At 64.6% G+C, this 16,037-nt stretch carries 11 protein-coding genes; 7 read left to right on the plus strand and 4 right to left on the minus strand.

Translation table 11 applies throughout. The annotated features are described in order from the left end of the window. Positions 1–50: 50 nt before the first annotated feature. The 3 genes from GCU53_RS00755 to GCU53_RS00770 all read left to right on the plus strand — a co-directional run bounded on the left by GCU53_RS00755 (position 51) and on the right by GCU53_RS00770 (position 5,980). Positions 51–1,676 carry an NADP-dependent glyceraldehyde-3-phosphate dehydrogenase gene (locus tag GCU53_RS00755; RefSeq protein WP_152385929.1) on the plus strand — a complete coding sequence of 542 codons (1,626 nt, stop codon included), beginning with the start codon at positions 51–53 and terminating at the stop codon, positions 1,674–1,676. 609 nt (positions 1,677–2,285) lie between these two features. Beyond that, the gene (locus tag GCU53_RS00765; protein WP_167520010.1) at positions 2,286–3,509 is read left to right on the plus strand and encodes a maltoporin; all 1,224 of its coding nucleotides are present in this window, start codon (positions 2,286–2,288) and stop codon (positions 3,507–3,509) included. Positions 3,510–4,039: 530 nt separating this feature from the next. Next, a complete protein-coding gene (locus GCU53_RS00770) occupies positions 4,040–5,980 on the plus strand; it encodes a DNA topoisomerase III (RefSeq protein WP_208845401.1) in 1,941 nt (646 codons plus the stop codon). 12 nt (positions 5,981–5,992) lie between these two features. On the opposite strand, the gene GCU53_RS00775 is transcribed toward GCU53_RS00770, so the two are convergent. The 4 genes from GCU53_RS00775 to GCU53_RS00790 all read right to left on the minus strand — a co-directional run bounded on the left by GCU53_RS00775 (position 5,993) and on the right by GCU53_RS00790 (position 11,710). Beyond that, on the minus strand, positions 5,993–7,063 hold the full coding sequence (locus GCU53_RS00775) for a lipocalin-like domain-containing protein (protein ID WP_152385932.1): 1,071 nt from the start codon (positions 7,061–7,063) through the stop codon (positions 5,993–5,995). Further along, complete coding sequence (locus GCU53_RS00780; protein ID WP_152385933.1) at positions 7,053–9,545, minus strand: ABC transporter permease; 2,493 nt, start codon at positions 9,543–9,545, stop codon at positions 7,053–7,055. The genes GCU53_RS00775 and GCU53_RS00780 overlap by 11 nt, the downstream gene beginning before the upstream one ends. Then, entirely contained in the window at positions 9,542–10,210 is a 669-nt protein-coding gene (locus GCU53_RS00785) for an ABC transporter ATP-binding protein (RefSeq protein ID WP_152385934.1), read from the minus strand. The genes GCU53_RS00780 and GCU53_RS00785 overlap by 4 nt, the downstream gene beginning before the upstream one ends. A gap of 471 nt (positions 10,211–10,681) precedes the next feature. Next, entirely contained in the window at positions 10,682–11,710 is a 1,029-nt protein-coding gene (locus GCU53_RS00790; RefSeq protein ID WP_425278158.1) for an IS5 family transposase, read from the minus strand. Between the two features lie 69 nt (positions 11,711–11,779). Here GCU53_RS00790 and GCU53_RS00795 point away from each other — a divergent pair, with 69 nt between their 5' ends. The 4 genes from GCU53_RS00795 to GCU53_RS00810 all read left to right on the plus strand — a co-directional run bounded on the left by GCU53_RS00795 (position 11,780) and on the right by GCU53_RS00810 (position 16,036). Beyond that, positions 11,780–12,199, plus strand: coding sequence for a hypothetical protein (locus GCU53_RS00795; RefSeq protein WP_152385936.1), 420 nt, complete (start codon positions 11,780–11,782; stop codon positions 12,197–12,199). A 229-nt stretch (positions 12,200–12,428) separates the two neighbouring features. Then, entirely contained in the window at positions 12,429–13,484 is a 1,056-nt protein-coding gene (locus tag GCU53_RS00800; protein WP_152385937.1) for a lipase family protein, read from the plus strand. Between the two features lie 47 nt (positions 13,485–13,531). Next, entirely contained in the window at positions 13,532–14,422 is an 891-nt protein-coding gene (locus GCU53_RS00805; RefSeq protein ID WP_208845403.1) for an acetoacetate decarboxylase family protein, read from the plus strand. A gap of 3 nt (positions 14,423–14,425) precedes the next feature. After that, a complete protein-coding gene (locus GCU53_RS00810; RefSeq protein ID WP_208845405.1) occupies positions 14,426–16,036 on the plus strand; it encodes a patatin-like phospholipase family protein in 1,611 nt (536 codons plus the stop codon). The last annotated feature ends 1 nt before the right edge of the window (position 16,037 follow it).

Consider the following 16,037-nt stretch of genomic DNA (forward strand, 5'->3'; position numbering starts at 1 on the left):
CCCGGTGCGAGCCGGGCGCATTTCCACATCACAACGAGGACGACACAAGCATGAGCACCGAGAGCCGTCTGCACAACCTTTTCCCCTCTGCCAACGACATTCCCGAGCAATACCGCCTGGGCGCGCCGATCGAGCAGCGCGAGTACCTGATCGATGGCAAGCTGTGCCGCTGGGAAGGCCCGCTGGCCGCCGTGCGCAGCCCCATCCACCTGAAGACCGACAAGGGTGACGAGCAGGTCGTCCTCGGCAGCACCCCGCTGCTCGACGCCGACGCCGCGCTGACCGCCCTGGACGCCGCGGTCAAGGCCTACGACAACGGCCAGGGCCTGTGGCCGAGCATGCCGGTGGCCGAACGCATCCAGCACGTCGAGACCTTCCTCGCCCGCATGCGCGAGCAGCGCGAGGCGGTGGTCAAGCTGCTGATGTGGGAGATCGGCAAGAACCTCAAGGACGCCGAGAAGGAGTTCGACCGCACCTGCGACTACATCGTCGACACCATCCAGGAGCTCAAGGAACTGGACCGCCGCTCCAGCCGCTTCGAGCTGGAGCAGGGCACCCTCGGCCAGATCCGCCGCGTGCCGCTGGGCGTGGCGCTGTGCATGGGCCCCTACAACTACCCGCTGAACGAGACCTTCACCACCCTGATCCCGGCGCTGATCATGGGCAACACCGTGGTGTTCAAGCCGGCCAAGTTCGGCGTGCTGTTGATCCGCCCGCTGCTCGAGGCGTTCCGCGACAGCTTCCCGGCCGGGGTGATCAACGTCATCTACGGGCGCGGCCGCGAGACCGTCAGCGCGCTGATGGAAACCGGCAAGATCGACGTGTTCGCCTTCATCGGCACCAACAAGGGCGCCAGCGACCTGAAGAAGCTGCACCCGCGCCCACACCGCCTGCGCGCCGCGCTCGGCCTGGACGCCAAGAACCCCGGCATCGTGCTGCCCGAGGTGGACCTGGACAACGCGGTCAGCGAGGCGATCACTGGCGCGCTGTCGTTCAACGGCCAGCGCTGCACGGCGCTGAAGATCCTCTTCGTCCACGAGCAGGTGGTCGATCAGTTCCTCGAGAAGTTCAACGCCAAGCTCGCCGCGCTCAAGCCGGGCATGCCCTGGGAGCCGGGCGTGGCGCTGACCCCGCTGCCGGAGCCGGGCAAGACCGACTTCCTGGCCACCCTGGTGGCCGACGCCCGGGCCAAGGGTGCGAAGGTGGTCAACCCGGGCGGCGGCGAGGCGCGCGAGACCTTCTTCTACCCGGCGGTGCTCTACCCGGTGACTCCGGAGATGCGCGTCTACCAGGAAGAGCAGTTCGGTCCGCTGGTGCCGGTGGTGCCCTACCGCGACCTGCAGACGGTGATCGACTACGTGCGCGAGTCGGACTTCGGCCAGCAACTGTCGATCTTCGGCAACGATCCGAAGCAGGTCGGCAAGCTGGTCGATGCCTTCGCCAACCAGGTCGGGCGGATCAACATCAACGCCCAGTGCCAGCGCGGCCCGGACAGCTTCCCGTTCAACGGCCGGAAGAACTCGGCCGAGGGCACCCTGTCGGTGTACGACGCGCTGCGCGTGTTCTCGATCCGCACCCTGGTGGCGACCAAGTTCCAGGAGGACAACAAGCAGCTGATCAGCGAGATCATTCGCAACCGCGAATCGAGCTTCCTGACCACCGACTACATCTTCTGACGGGCGATGCCGGACAGCGCTTCCCGTGCTGTCCGGCCGCTATCCGGGCCGCGTTCTGTCTGTATTTTCTCGCTCCGGGGACAGGCTGAGAAAACGATGTCCGGATAGCGGATCCGGCTATACCTTGAAACAAAGTTGCTCTATCATGAGACCAGCTGAAACGTTTCAGCTTAAGCCGCTTCACTGCGCTGTTTCAGTCTGAGGAATGCCCCCTCATGGCTTCGAATAAATATAAGAAGGTTCACTGACATGCTGTATTGCCCATCCTTGTCTCCTGAATTCATTCGCTGCCCCTCTCTTGTCCGTTCCTCGGCTGTCTGCGCCTGCCCGAGCGGCCCCGTGTGGAAGCGTTCTTCCACGCCAGCACGAAGTCCCTTGCTCACGCCTGGCTCCTGAGGCCTGTGAAGGCGCGAGGGCGAGGGTAAAGCCCTTCATCTCCCGGACGACCAGGTAGCCCTGCGCACTGGAGTCTGTCGGTGCAGCGATGATATAAAGATAGCGCTATCTACTGGATTGCAAGTTCTTGGCGGTAATCGGCGATTGTTCTGGGTACAGGTCTTTACCGGCCAGAAAACAATAAGAATCGGAGCGGTTATGAAAAGAAGTTTGATGAAAAAGACACTTTATCCACTGTGTGTCTTTCTTGCGTTTCCCCTGTCAGCCCAGGCGCTCAATTTCAGCGGCTATTACCGCCTCGGGATCGGCGGCAACAGCAAAGGCGGTACGCAATCCTGCTTCCAGTTGCCCGGTGCGCCCTCGAAATACCGGCTCGGCAACGAGTGCGAGCAGTGGAGCGAACTTGCCTGGGACCACGATATCGCCCTTGCCGATGGGTCGACGCTCTCCGGCATGGTCATGGGCGGCTTCTACAACCCCATCGGGCACAAGCCGAAGTTCAAGGACTCCAACGAGCATGGCGGTGGTTCCTCGCGGATCCAGCAGATGTTCGTCGAGTGGAAGAACGCCGCGGTGCTCAACGGCGGCAACTTCTGGGTCGGGCGCCGCTACTACAAGCGGAACGACATCCACATGACCGACTTCTACTACTGGAACCAGAGCGCCACCGGTTTCGGTTTCGACGAAGTGCCGATCGGCGACCTGCGCTACAGCTACGTCTTCTCGCGCAAGGACAGTTATTGGCAGAACCCCTACGTCACCCGCCACGACTTCAACGTCAACGGCTTCAAGACCAACCCCGGCGGCGAAGTGCAGGTGGGCGTCAGTTATCTGCAGGAGCCAGGCGGTAGCGACAAACACAGCGGCTGGTCGGTGGCCGTGCAGCACAAGCAGGAAGGCTTCCTCGGCGGCAAGTACAACACCTTCGCCCTGCAATACGGCGAGGGGCCGGGCACGTCGCTGGGTTACACCGGAGATTCCAACCTGGACAAGGAAAACAAGAGCTGGCGTATGGTCGAGTACTTCGACTGGCAGACCACCGAGCGTTTCGGCGGCCAGTTCCAGGTGATCTACCAGAAGGACGTCCGTCCCGATGGCGACAACATGCGCTGGCTGTCGGTCGGCGTGCGGCCGGTCTATGCCTTCACCGAGACGTTCAAGCTGAGCGCCGAGGTCGGCCACGACCAGATCAAGGCGACCGACGGCACCCGCAAGTTGACCAAGTTCACCGTCGCGCCGACCTGGTCGCCGGGCGGTCCGGGCTTCTGGGCGCGTCCGGAGCTGCGCCTCTACTACACCTATGCCACCTGGAACGAGGCGGCGCAGCGCGCGGCCACCGAAATGAACCCCGATTCCGCGCTGTCCGAGACCGGCGCCTTCGGTACCGACCGCCACGGCAGCAACTTCGGCGTGCAGGTCGAGTACTGGTGGAAGTGAAACCGGGGGCCGGCCGGTTCGGCGTGGCGGACGAAAGCCCCTGGCCCGTGACCGATGGGCAGCAGGATCCGGGCAGGCGATGGCCGGAAGGGAAGGGGAGTCGAGGCTCCCTTTCTGCCTGTCTCTGATCGAGAGCGAGCGCCGCGACTCCGCCCCAGGAGTCCGCAAGGCCTGTGTGACGGTGCTGTACAAGCCCGCCCTTGTCGAACCGGACATCTCTACGCCTCTTGTTTTTATAGGCTCTGTAGTTAACGTTAACATAGCGTTTTTGCAACCTTTTGGCAAGGCCATCGCCCGTGCGTTTTCATGGGGGTGTGTCCTTTGCTGTTGGTTTCTCGATAGGATCTGCGGAAGCAGAACTTGAACCCTGTCGGGGAGAGGCGCCGCGCCGACAATATCGCCTCGGACGTACCTCCTATGGCCCTTGGCAACACGGGCTCCGTTATCTGTATGGCCATACAGATAAAGGTTGCCTGAACGCCCGTTAATGCACATGCTTGGCGCCATCGCGACAACCCACGATGGCGACCATGCGGCTCTTCCTCTGCGAAAAACCCTCCCAGGCCAAGGACATCGCCCGAGTGCTCCAGGCCACCCGGCGCGGCGACGGCTGCTGGCTCGGGCCGGACGTGACGGTGACCTGGTGCATCGGCCACCTGCTGGAAACCGCGCCGCCGGATGCCTACGACGCGCGCTACAAGCGCTGGGACCTCGCCGACCTGCCCATCGTCCCCGAGCGCTGGAAGATGCTGGTCAAGCCGAAGACCGCCAGCCAGTTCAAGGCGGTCAAGCGCCTGCTCGGCGAGTGCAGGGAACTCGTCATCGCCACCGACGCCGACCGCGAGGGCGAGATGATCGCCCGTGAAATCCTCGAACACTGCCGCTATCGCGGGCCGATCCAGCGGCTGTGGCTGTCCGCGCTGGACGACGCCTCGATCCGCAAGGCGCTCAAGGCGCTCAAGCCGGGCGCCGAGACCTTCAGTCTCTACCACTCCGCCCTGGGCCGTTCCCGCGCCGACTGGCTGATCGGCATGAACATGAGCCGGCTGTTCACCCTGCTCGGACGCCAGTCCGGCTATCAGGGCGTGCTGTCAGTGGGCCGCGTGCAGACGCCGACCCTGCGTCTGGTGGTGGACCGCGACCGCAGCATCGCCGACTTCGTGCCGGTGCCCTTCTGGGCCATCGAGGTGCAGCTGCTGGCCGCGGGCACGCCTTTCACTGCCCAGTGGCGTGCGCCGGAAGATGCCTGCGACGACCAAGGGCGCTGCCTCAAGCAGGCGCTGGCGCAGCAGGCGGCGGAGGCCATGCGGCGCGCCGGCAGCGCGCAGCTGATCGAGCTCAAGACCGAGCGGATGCGCGAGGCGCCGCCGCTGCCGTTCGACCTTGGCACCCTGCAGGAGGTCTGCTCGAAGAGGCTCGGCCTCGGCGCCCAGGAAACCCTGGACATCACCCAGGCGCTCTACGAGACGCACAAGGTCATCACCTATCCGCGCAGCGACTGCGGCTACCTGCCGGTCAGCCAGCACGGTGAGGCACGGGCGATCCTCGCCGCGCTGGGCCAGGCCGATCCGGCGCTGGCCGAGCTGATGCGCCATATCGATCCGCAGCGCCGCTCGCGGGCCTGGAACGATGCCAAGGTCGGCGCTCATCACGGCATCATCCCCACCGCTGCCGCGCAGAGCCTCGACCGCCTGGTCGGCAAGCAGCGTGCCGTCTACACCATGATCCGCGCGCGCTACCTGGCGCAGTTCCTGCCCAACCACGAGTACGACCGCACCCAGGCCGATTTCGACTGCGCCGGCCATGCCCTGCGTGCGGTGGGCAAGCGCATCGTCGAGACCGGCTGGCGGCGCGCGCTGCCCGAGGCCCTGACCCCGGCGAAAGGGCGCGAGGCCCCCGAGCCGCAGGCCCTGCCGGCGCTCACCGAAGGGCAGGACTGCGTGGTGGACGAGGTGACGCTCAAGGACCTCCGGACCCAGCCGCCCAAGCCCTACACCGAGGGCGACCTGATCAAGGCGATGAAGAACGTCGCCAAGCTGGTCGACGACCCGCGCCTCAAGCAGAAGCTCAAGGACACCACCGGCATCGGCACCGAGGCGACCCGCGCCGGGATCATCCAGGGCCTCATCGACCGCGGCTACCTGGTCAAGCAGGGCAAGGCGCTGGCCGCCACGCCGGCCGCCTTCAGCCTGATCGACGCTGTGCCACGGCCGATCGCCGACCCCGGCACCACGGCGATCTGGGAGCAGGCGCTGGACATGGTGCAGAGCGGCGAGATGAGCCTGGAGGAGTTCGTCGCCAAGCAGTCGGCCTGGATGAGCAAGCTCGTCGAGCGCTGTGCCGGCCTGCGCCTGACCATCAGCGGCCCGGCGATTCCGGCCGGCCGCGCCGGCGCGCCCTGGAAGAAGAAGCGCAAGGCGGGCAGGGCCGCCGGCGGCCGGCGCAGCGCCAAGCCGGCCGCGCCGGCCTGAAGCGGGCCGGCTTCAGTAGCCGGTCATTTCCAGGTAGCCGCGCCCGCCGGGATTGCCCTTCAGGCGCACCGGGCCTTCCCAGTAGGGGAAGGCGGTGCCCATCCAGGCGCGCGGCTGGATGGCCTCGGCCTGCACGTCCACGCCATGCCCGGGCACCTGCACGCGCCAGCGGGTCGGGACCTTGCGGCCGTTTTCCTGACGCGTCCAGGCCCGCTCGGTAAGGCGGATCTGCTCGCCGCGCAGAGCCTCGGTGCGACCGTCGGCGGCGATCCAGGTGCCGGCGCGGTAGTGCTCGCCGTCGCGCTGGCGCACCCGGAACAGCATCAGCTTGGCGCCGCCATCCAGATGCAGGGAAAACCAGTCCCAGCCTTCCTGCCCGGCGGCCAGCGGCCGGCTGCTCCATTCCCGGTCGAGCCAGGCCCGCCCGTTGACCCGATGACGTTCGCCTCCGTGCTCGATCTCGCCTTCGATTCGGTAGAACGGCTGGCTGTAGTACCAGGAGGCCTGCCCCTGACCGGATTTCTCGCTGTAACCCTGCTCGCCGTGCAGCACTAGCGGGCCCTCGCTGACCAGGTTCAGGCGATAGCCGAAGCCCGGGCCGGCGGCCTGCATCTGCAAGCGTTCCAGCCCTTCGCCGTCCCTGCTGTACAGCGACCAATCGTCGATCCAGGCGCGAAAGGGCCGAGCTTCGACGCCCGCCTGGCCAATGCCGCCGCGGGCCAGGGTTTCGCCGTAGCGGTGGGCGGACGGGCCGGTCAGGGCGGCGTGGCCCATCCACAGGTTGGGACTGCTCCAGCCGGGTTCGTCGGGGCCCGGGCGCAGCGCCGAGCGGAACAGCGTCCACTGCACGCCCCAGTCGCGGCCCTGCGCGTCGGTCAGGTTGGCGGTGACGTACCACCACTCAACGCGATAGCCGTAGTGGGCGCCGTGGTCGGCTGGGAAACTCAACGGGCGTCCCCGCTCGACCTGGGCGTAGGCGGCGGCCTCTCGTCCGAGACCGGCGAAGCCGGCTTGCGGTTCCGGTACCTGGTCGCAGGCCGCGAGCAGCAGGGCGGCGCCGAGGGCGAGATAGCTAGCGTTCATCGGCGAACTGCCGCAGCAGATCGACGGGCTGGCGTCGCGCCAGGCGCCAGACGGGTCCGGCAGCGGCCAGCAGACTGGCGAACAGGCCGAGCAGCGCGAGCTCGAGCAGTTGTCCGGGCAGGATCTGCAGCGGCAGGCGCCAGCCGAAGGCCTGCACGTTGACCACCGCGACCAGGCACCAGGCCAGCAGCAGGCCCAGGGGCATCGCCAGCAGCACGGTCAGGCCGGCCAGCAGCAGCGTCTGCCCCAGCGTCAGCCAGACCAGCCGCGCGCGTTCGACGCCCAGCGCCCAGAGCGGCGCCAGCTGGCCCAGGCGGCTTTCGCCCAGGGTTAGCAGGCTGATGAACAGGGCCACTCCCGCAATGAGGAGGATCAGGCTGTTGAGCGCGGCGGTGGCGACGAAGGTGCGCTCGAACACCCCGGTCGACCAGCGCTTGAGCGAGGCCTGGTCGGTCAGCCGCGTGCTGTCGAGAGCGTAGCGCTGCGCGAGCTGCTCCTTCAGCACCCCGATCCGCTCCGGCGCCAAGTGCAGGCCGAGGCTGGCCAGGCGCGTTTCGCGCCAGTGACGACGCAGCCAGTCGGCGTTCACCAGCATATGGCCCTTGGGGTTGCCGTAGTCGGCGTATATCCCCACCAGCTTCAGGCGCTGCTCGCCGGCATCGGCCGGCAGAAGCAGGCTGTCGCCCAGCGCCAGATCGAGGCGCCGTGCCAGTTGCTCGCTGAGCATGGCGCCCTGGCCGGCGGCCAGGCGCGCCCAGGCATCGGGCGCTTGCGCCAGCAGCGTCCAGTGCTGGCGGTAGCGCGGCTGGTCGACGATACCCTGCACCTGCACCGGCCATCCCGCGAGGCGCAGCTCGACGCGCCAGCTCGGCAGGACGGCCGCGACGCCGGGCCGGCCTTCGAGCCAGGCAGCGATTTCCAAGGCCTGGGCAGTATCGCGCGGCGTCAGGTACAGGTCGGCGGACAGGCGCTGGTCGAGCCAGCCGACGAAGGTCCTGCGAAAGCCCTCGGTCATGCTGCCGACCCCGACGCTGGCGCCCAGTGCCAGCAGCAGGGCCATCAGGGCCAGCGCCAGGACCGGCAGCTGCTGGCGGCTGTCGGCCACGAACCACTCGGTCAGCGGCCGGCGACAGCGACGCGCCAGCAAGGCCAGTGCGACGTCGAGCAGGCCCGGCAGCGCCAGGGCCGCCGCCAGCAGCAGGGCAGCGATCATCAGCAGGGCGCTGGAGAGGCTGTCGCCGAAGCGCCAGCACAGGGCGGCCAGCAGCAGGAGCAGGGCGGCCAGCAGCGCCTGGCGCTGCAGCCAATGGCTCTGGGTCGTGCGCCAGGCTTGCGGCTGCGCCAGCGCCAGGAGTGGCAGGCGGGCGGCGCGCAGCAGGCTGTTGCCTCCGGCCAGCAGCACGCCGAGCAGGGCGATGGCGAGGCCCGCCAGCCACCAGAACGGCGACAGGCTCAACTGCCCGGATACCTCCGCGCCATACAGGCCGTGCAGGCTGGCTGCGACGTCGGGCAGCAGCAGGCTGGCCAGGAAGTAGCCGCTGGCCACTCCGGCCAGGCCGCCGAGCAGGGCGAACAGCCCCAACTCCACGGCCAGCGCGCCGATCAGCCCGCCCAGGCTCAGGCCGCAAGCCCGCAGGGTGCGCAGCAGGCCGCGACGTTGCTCCAGGGCCAGGCCGATGGCGGCGTGCGCGATGAACAGTCCGACGAGAAAGGCCAGCCCGCCCAGCGCCGTGAGGTTGAGGTGGAAGCTGTCGGTCAGGCGCTGCAGATCGTCGCCATCGCCCGCCGTCTGTACTTGCAGCAGCGGCGCCAGCGCGGCCGGCAGGGGCGGCGGGCGGGCGGCGAAATCCGCCGGCAGCAGCAGGCGCGAAAGCTGTCCCGGCGCCTGCAGCAGCCTTTGCGCCTGGCCGATGTCGACGACGATCACGCCGGGCGCCAGCCGCTCCTGCACCCGCAAGGGCGGCAGGCGCTGGCCGTCACTGGTCAGCGCCGGCTCGCCGGCTCGCAGGCCGAGGCGCTGCAGGGTATCCGGGGCGATCCAGGTCTGTCCCGGCGGGCCGATGAAGGCGCCGAGGTCGAAGGCGCCGCCGGGCCGTCCGGCCAGCGCGGCGCCCGGCGGCAGGGTCAGCGGCTCGATGCCGAGCAGTTGCACCACGGACGACTCCCCGGCGGTCTCGCTGGCGCCGGCCAGGCGCAGGCGTCCTTCCAGCAGCGGCGAGACCGGCCAGCCGCTGCGGCGCAGCTGCACATGCAGCGCCTGGTCGAAGCGTTCTCCGTGGCGCGCCACCAGCCGGGCCGGCGCCGTGCCGGCGAGCAGGGCGCTGGCGCGGGCATAGTCGGCGCGGGCCTGGCCGTTGAGGGCCTGCACGCCGGTCCACAGGGCGGTGGCCAGCCACAGCCCGGTGAGGATGCCGAAACATTGCAGGCGGTGGCGCCGCCAGTGACCGAGCAGGACGAGCAGGCCGATCCGCAGCGGTCTCATCGGGCCTCCCGGGCCTGCACGCGGCCCTGGTGCAGGTACAGGGTCCGCGCCAGGCGCGACGCCTGGCGGGCGCTGTGGGTGACCATCAACAGGCTGCAGCCGGTTTCGCCGACCAGTTGCAGCAGCAGGTCGAGCACTGCCTCGCCGCTGGCTTCGTCGAGGCTGCCGGTCGGCTCGTCGGCCAGCAGCAGGGACGGCCTGGCCGCCAGCGCCCGGCCGATGGCCACGCGCTGCTGCTGGCCGCTGGAAAGCTGTTCGGGATAGCGTGCCAGCAGGGCCACCAGCCCCAGGCGTTCGGCCAGGTACTCGACCCAGGCCGGATCGTGGCGTCCGGCCAGACGGGCCTGGAAGGCCAGATTGCCGGCCACGCGCAGGCTGCCGATCAGGTTGAACTGCTGGAAAACCAGGCCGATGCCCTCGCGCCGCCAGCGCGCCAATTCCGCCTCGCGGCGCTCGTGCAGGGGCTCGCCGTCGACCAGGATGCGCCCGCCGTCGACGCGCTCCAGCCCGGCGATCAGATGCAGCAGCGTGCTCTTGCCGCTGCCGGACTCTCCCATCAGCGCCAGGCTGGTGCCCGCCGGCAACTGCAGATCGACCCCGCGCAGCACCGGCAGGCTGCCTTGGGCGGTGACGAACGACTTGCGCACATTCTCGACGATCAGCATGCGCAGAATCCCCTCACGGTGGGATGAGAAGCATAGTCGGGCCGGCCTGGCCGAAGGTTATGGCGGGCAGGGGCTGCCGGCACTGATCGAGGCGTGGGTAATGGCCGTCCACCGTATCCGCTGGCAGGGCACGGATGCGCGCCAAGGTCGAGTTCCCGTTGCGGGTGATCAAGCGGCGTGACGACTTTTGCTGGACGGCCCAGGAGAGGTGCGTCTGTAAAGTGCAGGAATCAGGGTAAGGCCCTGGTTTTCGGATGCATTACCCGTTTTTGGCCGGGTGGATAAGGGGTTGATCAAGCCATTGCCGGATCGGTGCCGACTTGTTCGGAGTTTCCCCAATAGGGCACCTCTAAAAACACCCACCTGAGCTAGGTCGAGCAGTGACGAACCCAGCGCTTGGCATCCGTTGACCGGGTTGATGTCTCGCAGAAGATCCTGCTGCCGGTCGCGGTATGCAACCGGCGACCTGACTCAGGCCATTTCCAGCAGTCTCGACATCCGCTTGAGGTTGTAGACCGCCGATTTGACCACCAAACCGAACTCCGCCCGGACCAAGCCAATGCTCCGGACCCTCTTGCCGCCCATCTGGGCGAGGCTGGCAAATACATGCTCGACCCTGGCCCGGGGGCTGGCAATGCGTTTGTTCCGGGCCTTGCCCGGCTCTCCGATAGGCTTGCCGGCCTGGCCCTTGCGCTGGATATGCGGTCGCCAGCCGATCAGCTTGAGCCAGCGCTCTCTGGGCTTGTCGTGATAACCGCGATCCGCCCAGAAGTCACGGCTGCTGTTGTTTCGGTCGAGCACATCCACCAGGTGCAGGGTATCGGCCTCGCTGGCATCGCTCACCCGCACGCCGCGGATCAGCTTGTGCCGACGATCCACGCTGACCGACAGCTTGTAGCCGAAGTACGATTTGCCGTGCTTCTTCGTCCAGCGCGCCTCGACATCCTTTTGTCGGCGCTGGGCGGGTGACCACTCCACCGGCACAGCCTGCTCCTTCACCACGGCCTGCTCATCGGCTGTGTTGTGCTGGATGGGCGCGCGAACGATGCTGGCATCGATGATCTGCCCTTTGCGAGCCCGGAATCCGTGTGCCTGCAACTGACGCTGCACCTCGGCAAAGATCTGGTGCTCGACATTGGCCTTGACCAGGCGCTCGCGAAAGAGCCAGATCGTGTTGCGATCCGGCACTCGGCCGGCGTGCTTGAGACCGGCAAAACGCTGGAAGCTCATGCGGTCGAGCAACTGGAACTCCATCTGCTCGTCGGACAGGTTGAACAGTTGCTGGAGTACCAGCAGTCGCGTCATCTGCTCCGTTGGATAAGGCGGCCGGCCGCCCTTGGCCCTACTGGGCCTGGGAGCCCAGCGGTCGATTTCGGCGGCCAAGGATGCAAAGTCCACATGCTTGTTCAGTAGGGCCAGTGGGTCGCCCAAGCTGTCCAGCTTGGCTTCACGCTCCTGGTCGGCAAAAAGACTGAACATCAGCAGGCTCCGGGTGATCAACAGGCGGATGATCTTACCCGGCGGCCGGGCTGGTTTTTAGAGGTGCCCAATAGACCACTTGGAAAGTGCGTGAATTTCGATATCATTTTGTCCTCTTGCAAGGTGCGGCAAATGAATCAATCAGGGAAAGAGCAGGGAATGGTGATGCTCGCGCCTGGCGCAAACACCAGGGTACCGGGAGTTCGGAGCACATGGACTCCAAAATGCCGAAACTCTTCGGCCTTCGGGGATTACACAGCGGCTGCCCTGCTGCCTGTAGGCGCAAAGCGCCATCCCCAAAACGACCCCGCTTCGTTCCAGACCTCGCACGAATGGATGGAGTGGCGTGGGCGTCAAAGAAAAGGCGACTGCAACCTGAAGCTGGCCTGGCCTCCCGCCGGCAGTGATCGCACTGGCAAGTCGACGCTCATCGGCGAGTTCTACAACCAGAATCACCCATGGAATTTCTGCGCACTGGCCGAGGGAGCGCAATTATCAATGGCACCTTAACTTGAGTTCCGGGCGAGAGGCGCTGGAGTTTCAGCGCCAACTCGAATCTTGTGCGAAAGCCGGATTGATACTTGGCGAGCGGGGCAAGGGCAGGAGTCGGAGCCATTTCGGAGTTTCCCCTGCCGAAGTGGTCGGGTGTCGTGCCCGGCTCTGACGGCCGCCTTGAGGCTGCGCTTCGAAAAAGCACACAACTATAAATCAGGGCTGAAGTTTCAAGGATACCTCTGTCATGTCTTCAAGCGCCTTCATTGAAAGTAATGTTTATACAAAGCGCATCGTTCCCTTCGTCGCAGGAGACGGCAGGGCGCTGAATCTCATCAACATCCGATCTTCGGAAAAAGTGCCTGACAAAGGCCCCGTAATTCTGGTTCATGGGGCCGGTGTCCGCGCTTCGATATATCAGGCACCCGTAGAGATGGATATCGTGGATGCACTGATAGCCAGCGGATACGATGTCTGGTTGGAAAACTGGCGTGCCAGCATCGATTTCGAGGCAAACCTCTGGACCCTCGACCAGGCCGCTTTGTTCGATCACCCGGCAGCAGTGAGCACGATTATCGCTGAAACCGGGGCCCAGACAGTGAAGGCCATCATTCACTGCCAGGGCTCGACCAGTTTCACCATGTCGGCTATCGCCGGGCTGCTGCCTCAGGTTTCGGTCATCATCAGCAACGCCGTCTCGCTGCATCCGGTAGTGCCCGGGTGGTCATCCTTCAAGCTGAACCGGATGCTGCCCGTGGTCAAACTGATGACTCAATACCTCAACCCCCACTGGGGCGTGGAGGCTCCCACACTGGCGGCCAAGCTGATCACCCTGATGGTGAATCTGACCCATCACGAGTGTGACAATCCCGTCTGCAAGCAGGTCAGTTTCACGTATGGAAGCGGATTTCCGGCACTCTGGCGGCATGAGAACCTCAATGAGCAGACCCATGAGTGGATCAAGTCCGAGTTCGGGGCGGTACCGCTGCGTTTCTTCGAACAGATAGTTCGCTGCACCCGGCGAGGCAATCTGGTATCGGTTGAGGGTTTTCCGGAGCTTCCCGAAGATTTCGCCTCCTTCGAGCCAAAGACAGCGGCCCGGTTCGCTTTTTTCGCCGGTGAAAAGAATCTTTGCTTCCTGCCGGAAAGCCAGGTCAAAAGTTATGAATACTTTTCCAAATGGCGCCCGGCTTGTCACACATTACATTTGTTGCCTGACTATGGTCATCTGGATGTATTCATGGGGAGAAACGCGGCCCGTGACATATTTCCATTGATCATTCATGAACTCGAAAGGCAATGAGAGTGCTTGCTGCAGTGCTTCACGATCAAGGACCAAGGAGAGACTCGTTGTTCGACAAGATTCCGGAGCGTATAAGAGACTACGCTGGCCGTTTTTCGCTGGTTGATGGTGTTCCGTTCAAGCTGCCTGTGGCGGCCACCAATTCTCCGGCCTTGATGGCCATCTTTCCAATCAATGCGGAGAAAGCCAAGGCGTTTTTGCCCAAGGATATACATCCGTTGCGCCTATGGAAGAAAGCCCTGCTGATTGTGACGGTAATCGATTACAGGGAAACGCCCATCGGCAAGTACGTCGAGTACAGCATTGCCATTGCCTGTACCCATGGCAAGAAGCCGGCCCCCAGGTTGCTGCCGGCACTGTTCATGAACTTTTTCAAGGCCGGCCAGTACGTGGTGGATCTTCCGGTTTCCTCCGAAATTTCCGTGAAGGGGGGAAAGGGTATATGGGGCATGCCGAAGCACCAGGGGCATCTGAACTTCACTGTTTCAGAAGACCGTGTCAGCAGTCAGTATGACCTGGATGGAAAGCTGGTTGCCTATGTCGAGATGGAACGCCCGAAAAGGATCTGGCTGCCGGTGCGAACCAAGGCCTCCAACTACTGCTCGTTTCGCGGCATGTTGATGAAGTCGGACATCTTTCTCGATGCCCGCTGTGGTATTCGCCTCTTGCGCAGTACCAAGGCCCGTTTTGTAATTGGCGACCACCCGCGTCTGCAGGCCATGAAAGAGCTGGAAATCGGTGATGCCATTGCCAGCGTATTCTTGCCCTCGATCACCGGAACTCTGGATGATCACATCGAAAGCTGGTTTTTGGATTTCGATCAACTGCCGGAGAAGGCTCCGGAAGGAATGGAGTCGGTTGTCGACCTGAGCCTGAGCGAGGACTGGCTGTCTCCGCCTTCCGCACCGATTCCCCCCCGTACGGATGGCAGGCACTAACCCATGTCCATGCCTGCCAATTCGTTGCCGCAGGGGGCAGCAGCGTCGACCCCTGATGGACCCCGAAGAGCCCTGATTCTGCCCGGAGGCGGATTGCGCCTTTCCTATGCAGCCGGTGCCTTGTCGGAGATCCTTGCGCGCGGACTCACCTTTCAGCACATGGATGCCACCTCGGGTGGGGCACTCAATCAGGCCATGCTGTTCTCGGGGCTCGGCATCGAGGAGATCTGTCAGCGCTGGCGAACCCTGCGCATGCGGGACACCTTCTCTCCGATGCCGCTGGCCAATTATCTCCTGCCTTCCAGATTCATGGCGGCCAGTGCTTCCAAGGCCTTCCGCGAGAAGGTTTACCCGCATCTGGGGATCGATTTCGAAAGAGTCAGAGCTGTGGAGGGCATTCAGGGAACCTTCAACCTCTGCGATTTCTCGACCAAGACGAACCGGGTCATCCCTCATCAGGAGATGACCGAGGATTTTCTGGTCGCCAGCATGTCGCTACCGGCAACCTTGCCGCCCGTCGAGGTCGACGGCGTTCATTACCTGGACTCGGGGTTCATTCAGGACGCCAACCTGATGGAGGCCGTGCGGCGGGGAGCCAGCGAGCTCTGGCTCATATGGGTGATGGGCAACGTTCCGCACTACCGCAGCGGCCCTCTGAACGCCTATGTGCAAATGCTGGAAATGAGCGCAAACAGCGCCCTTATCAGGGAAATGCAGCACATCCGCGAGATAAACGAACGCATTGCTCGTGGGGAGCAGCCTTACGGTCACCGGCAGCCCATCCGGCTTCACCTGATCAAACCCAAACACCCTCTGCCTTTGGATCTGGCTCTTTATACCGGCGCCATCACCCATGGCCAGTTGATCGAAATGGGTCGGGCTGATGCGCGCGCTTATTTCGCCAGCATGGTCCCGGAAGGTGTTTCATTAGAACCTGAGACTTTAAAAATGACGGTACGGAATCCCGGTTTACAGTTCAAGGAAACCATGGCGGGCGGTTTTGCCCTGGGCGTTACCGAGGCTGCGCAAGGGCAGGCCAAAGGCACACAGCAGAATCAGCAACTGGTCATGCATGCGGAAGTTGGCATCGAGGACATGACCGCCTTCGTCAACGACCCCGCGCACAGGGGACAACTGACGGGAAGTATCGACTTCGCTCCGCTGGGAATGGGTATCAGGGCGAACACAGGCGTATTCAACCTGTTCAAGCCCACCGATGACCCCGCCATGACCTTCATGGTCTATGAGCTGGGCTTCCGGCACGAAGGCAAGGATTACTATCTGGCCGGCCGCAAGGAAGTGCGCAACGGCCCGATCTTCAGACTGTGGCCGGAAACCACCACCCTCTATACCCGCCTCCATGAAGGCACGGACGCGAGCGGTCCGGTCATCGGTGCCGGGACCCTGAGTCTTGGCATGATGGATCTGATGAGGCTGCTATCGACCGTCCGTATCACAGAGGCGAATGGCCTGTCGGCACGCCTGAAAACCCTGTGCAGCTTTTTCACCTTCTTTGGCCGATCACTCTGGGATACCTATGTGAGGCACACCCGGAAATCGGCAACGCCTGTGAATGGACTCTCCGAAAACCCTGTCAAGGGATCACAAGAATAAG

The organism is Azotobacter salinestris, from assembly GCF_009363155.1.
Classification (GTDB): domain Bacteria; phylum Pseudomonadota; class Gammaproteobacteria; order Pseudomonadales; family Pseudomonadaceae; genus Azotobacter; species Azotobacter salinestris.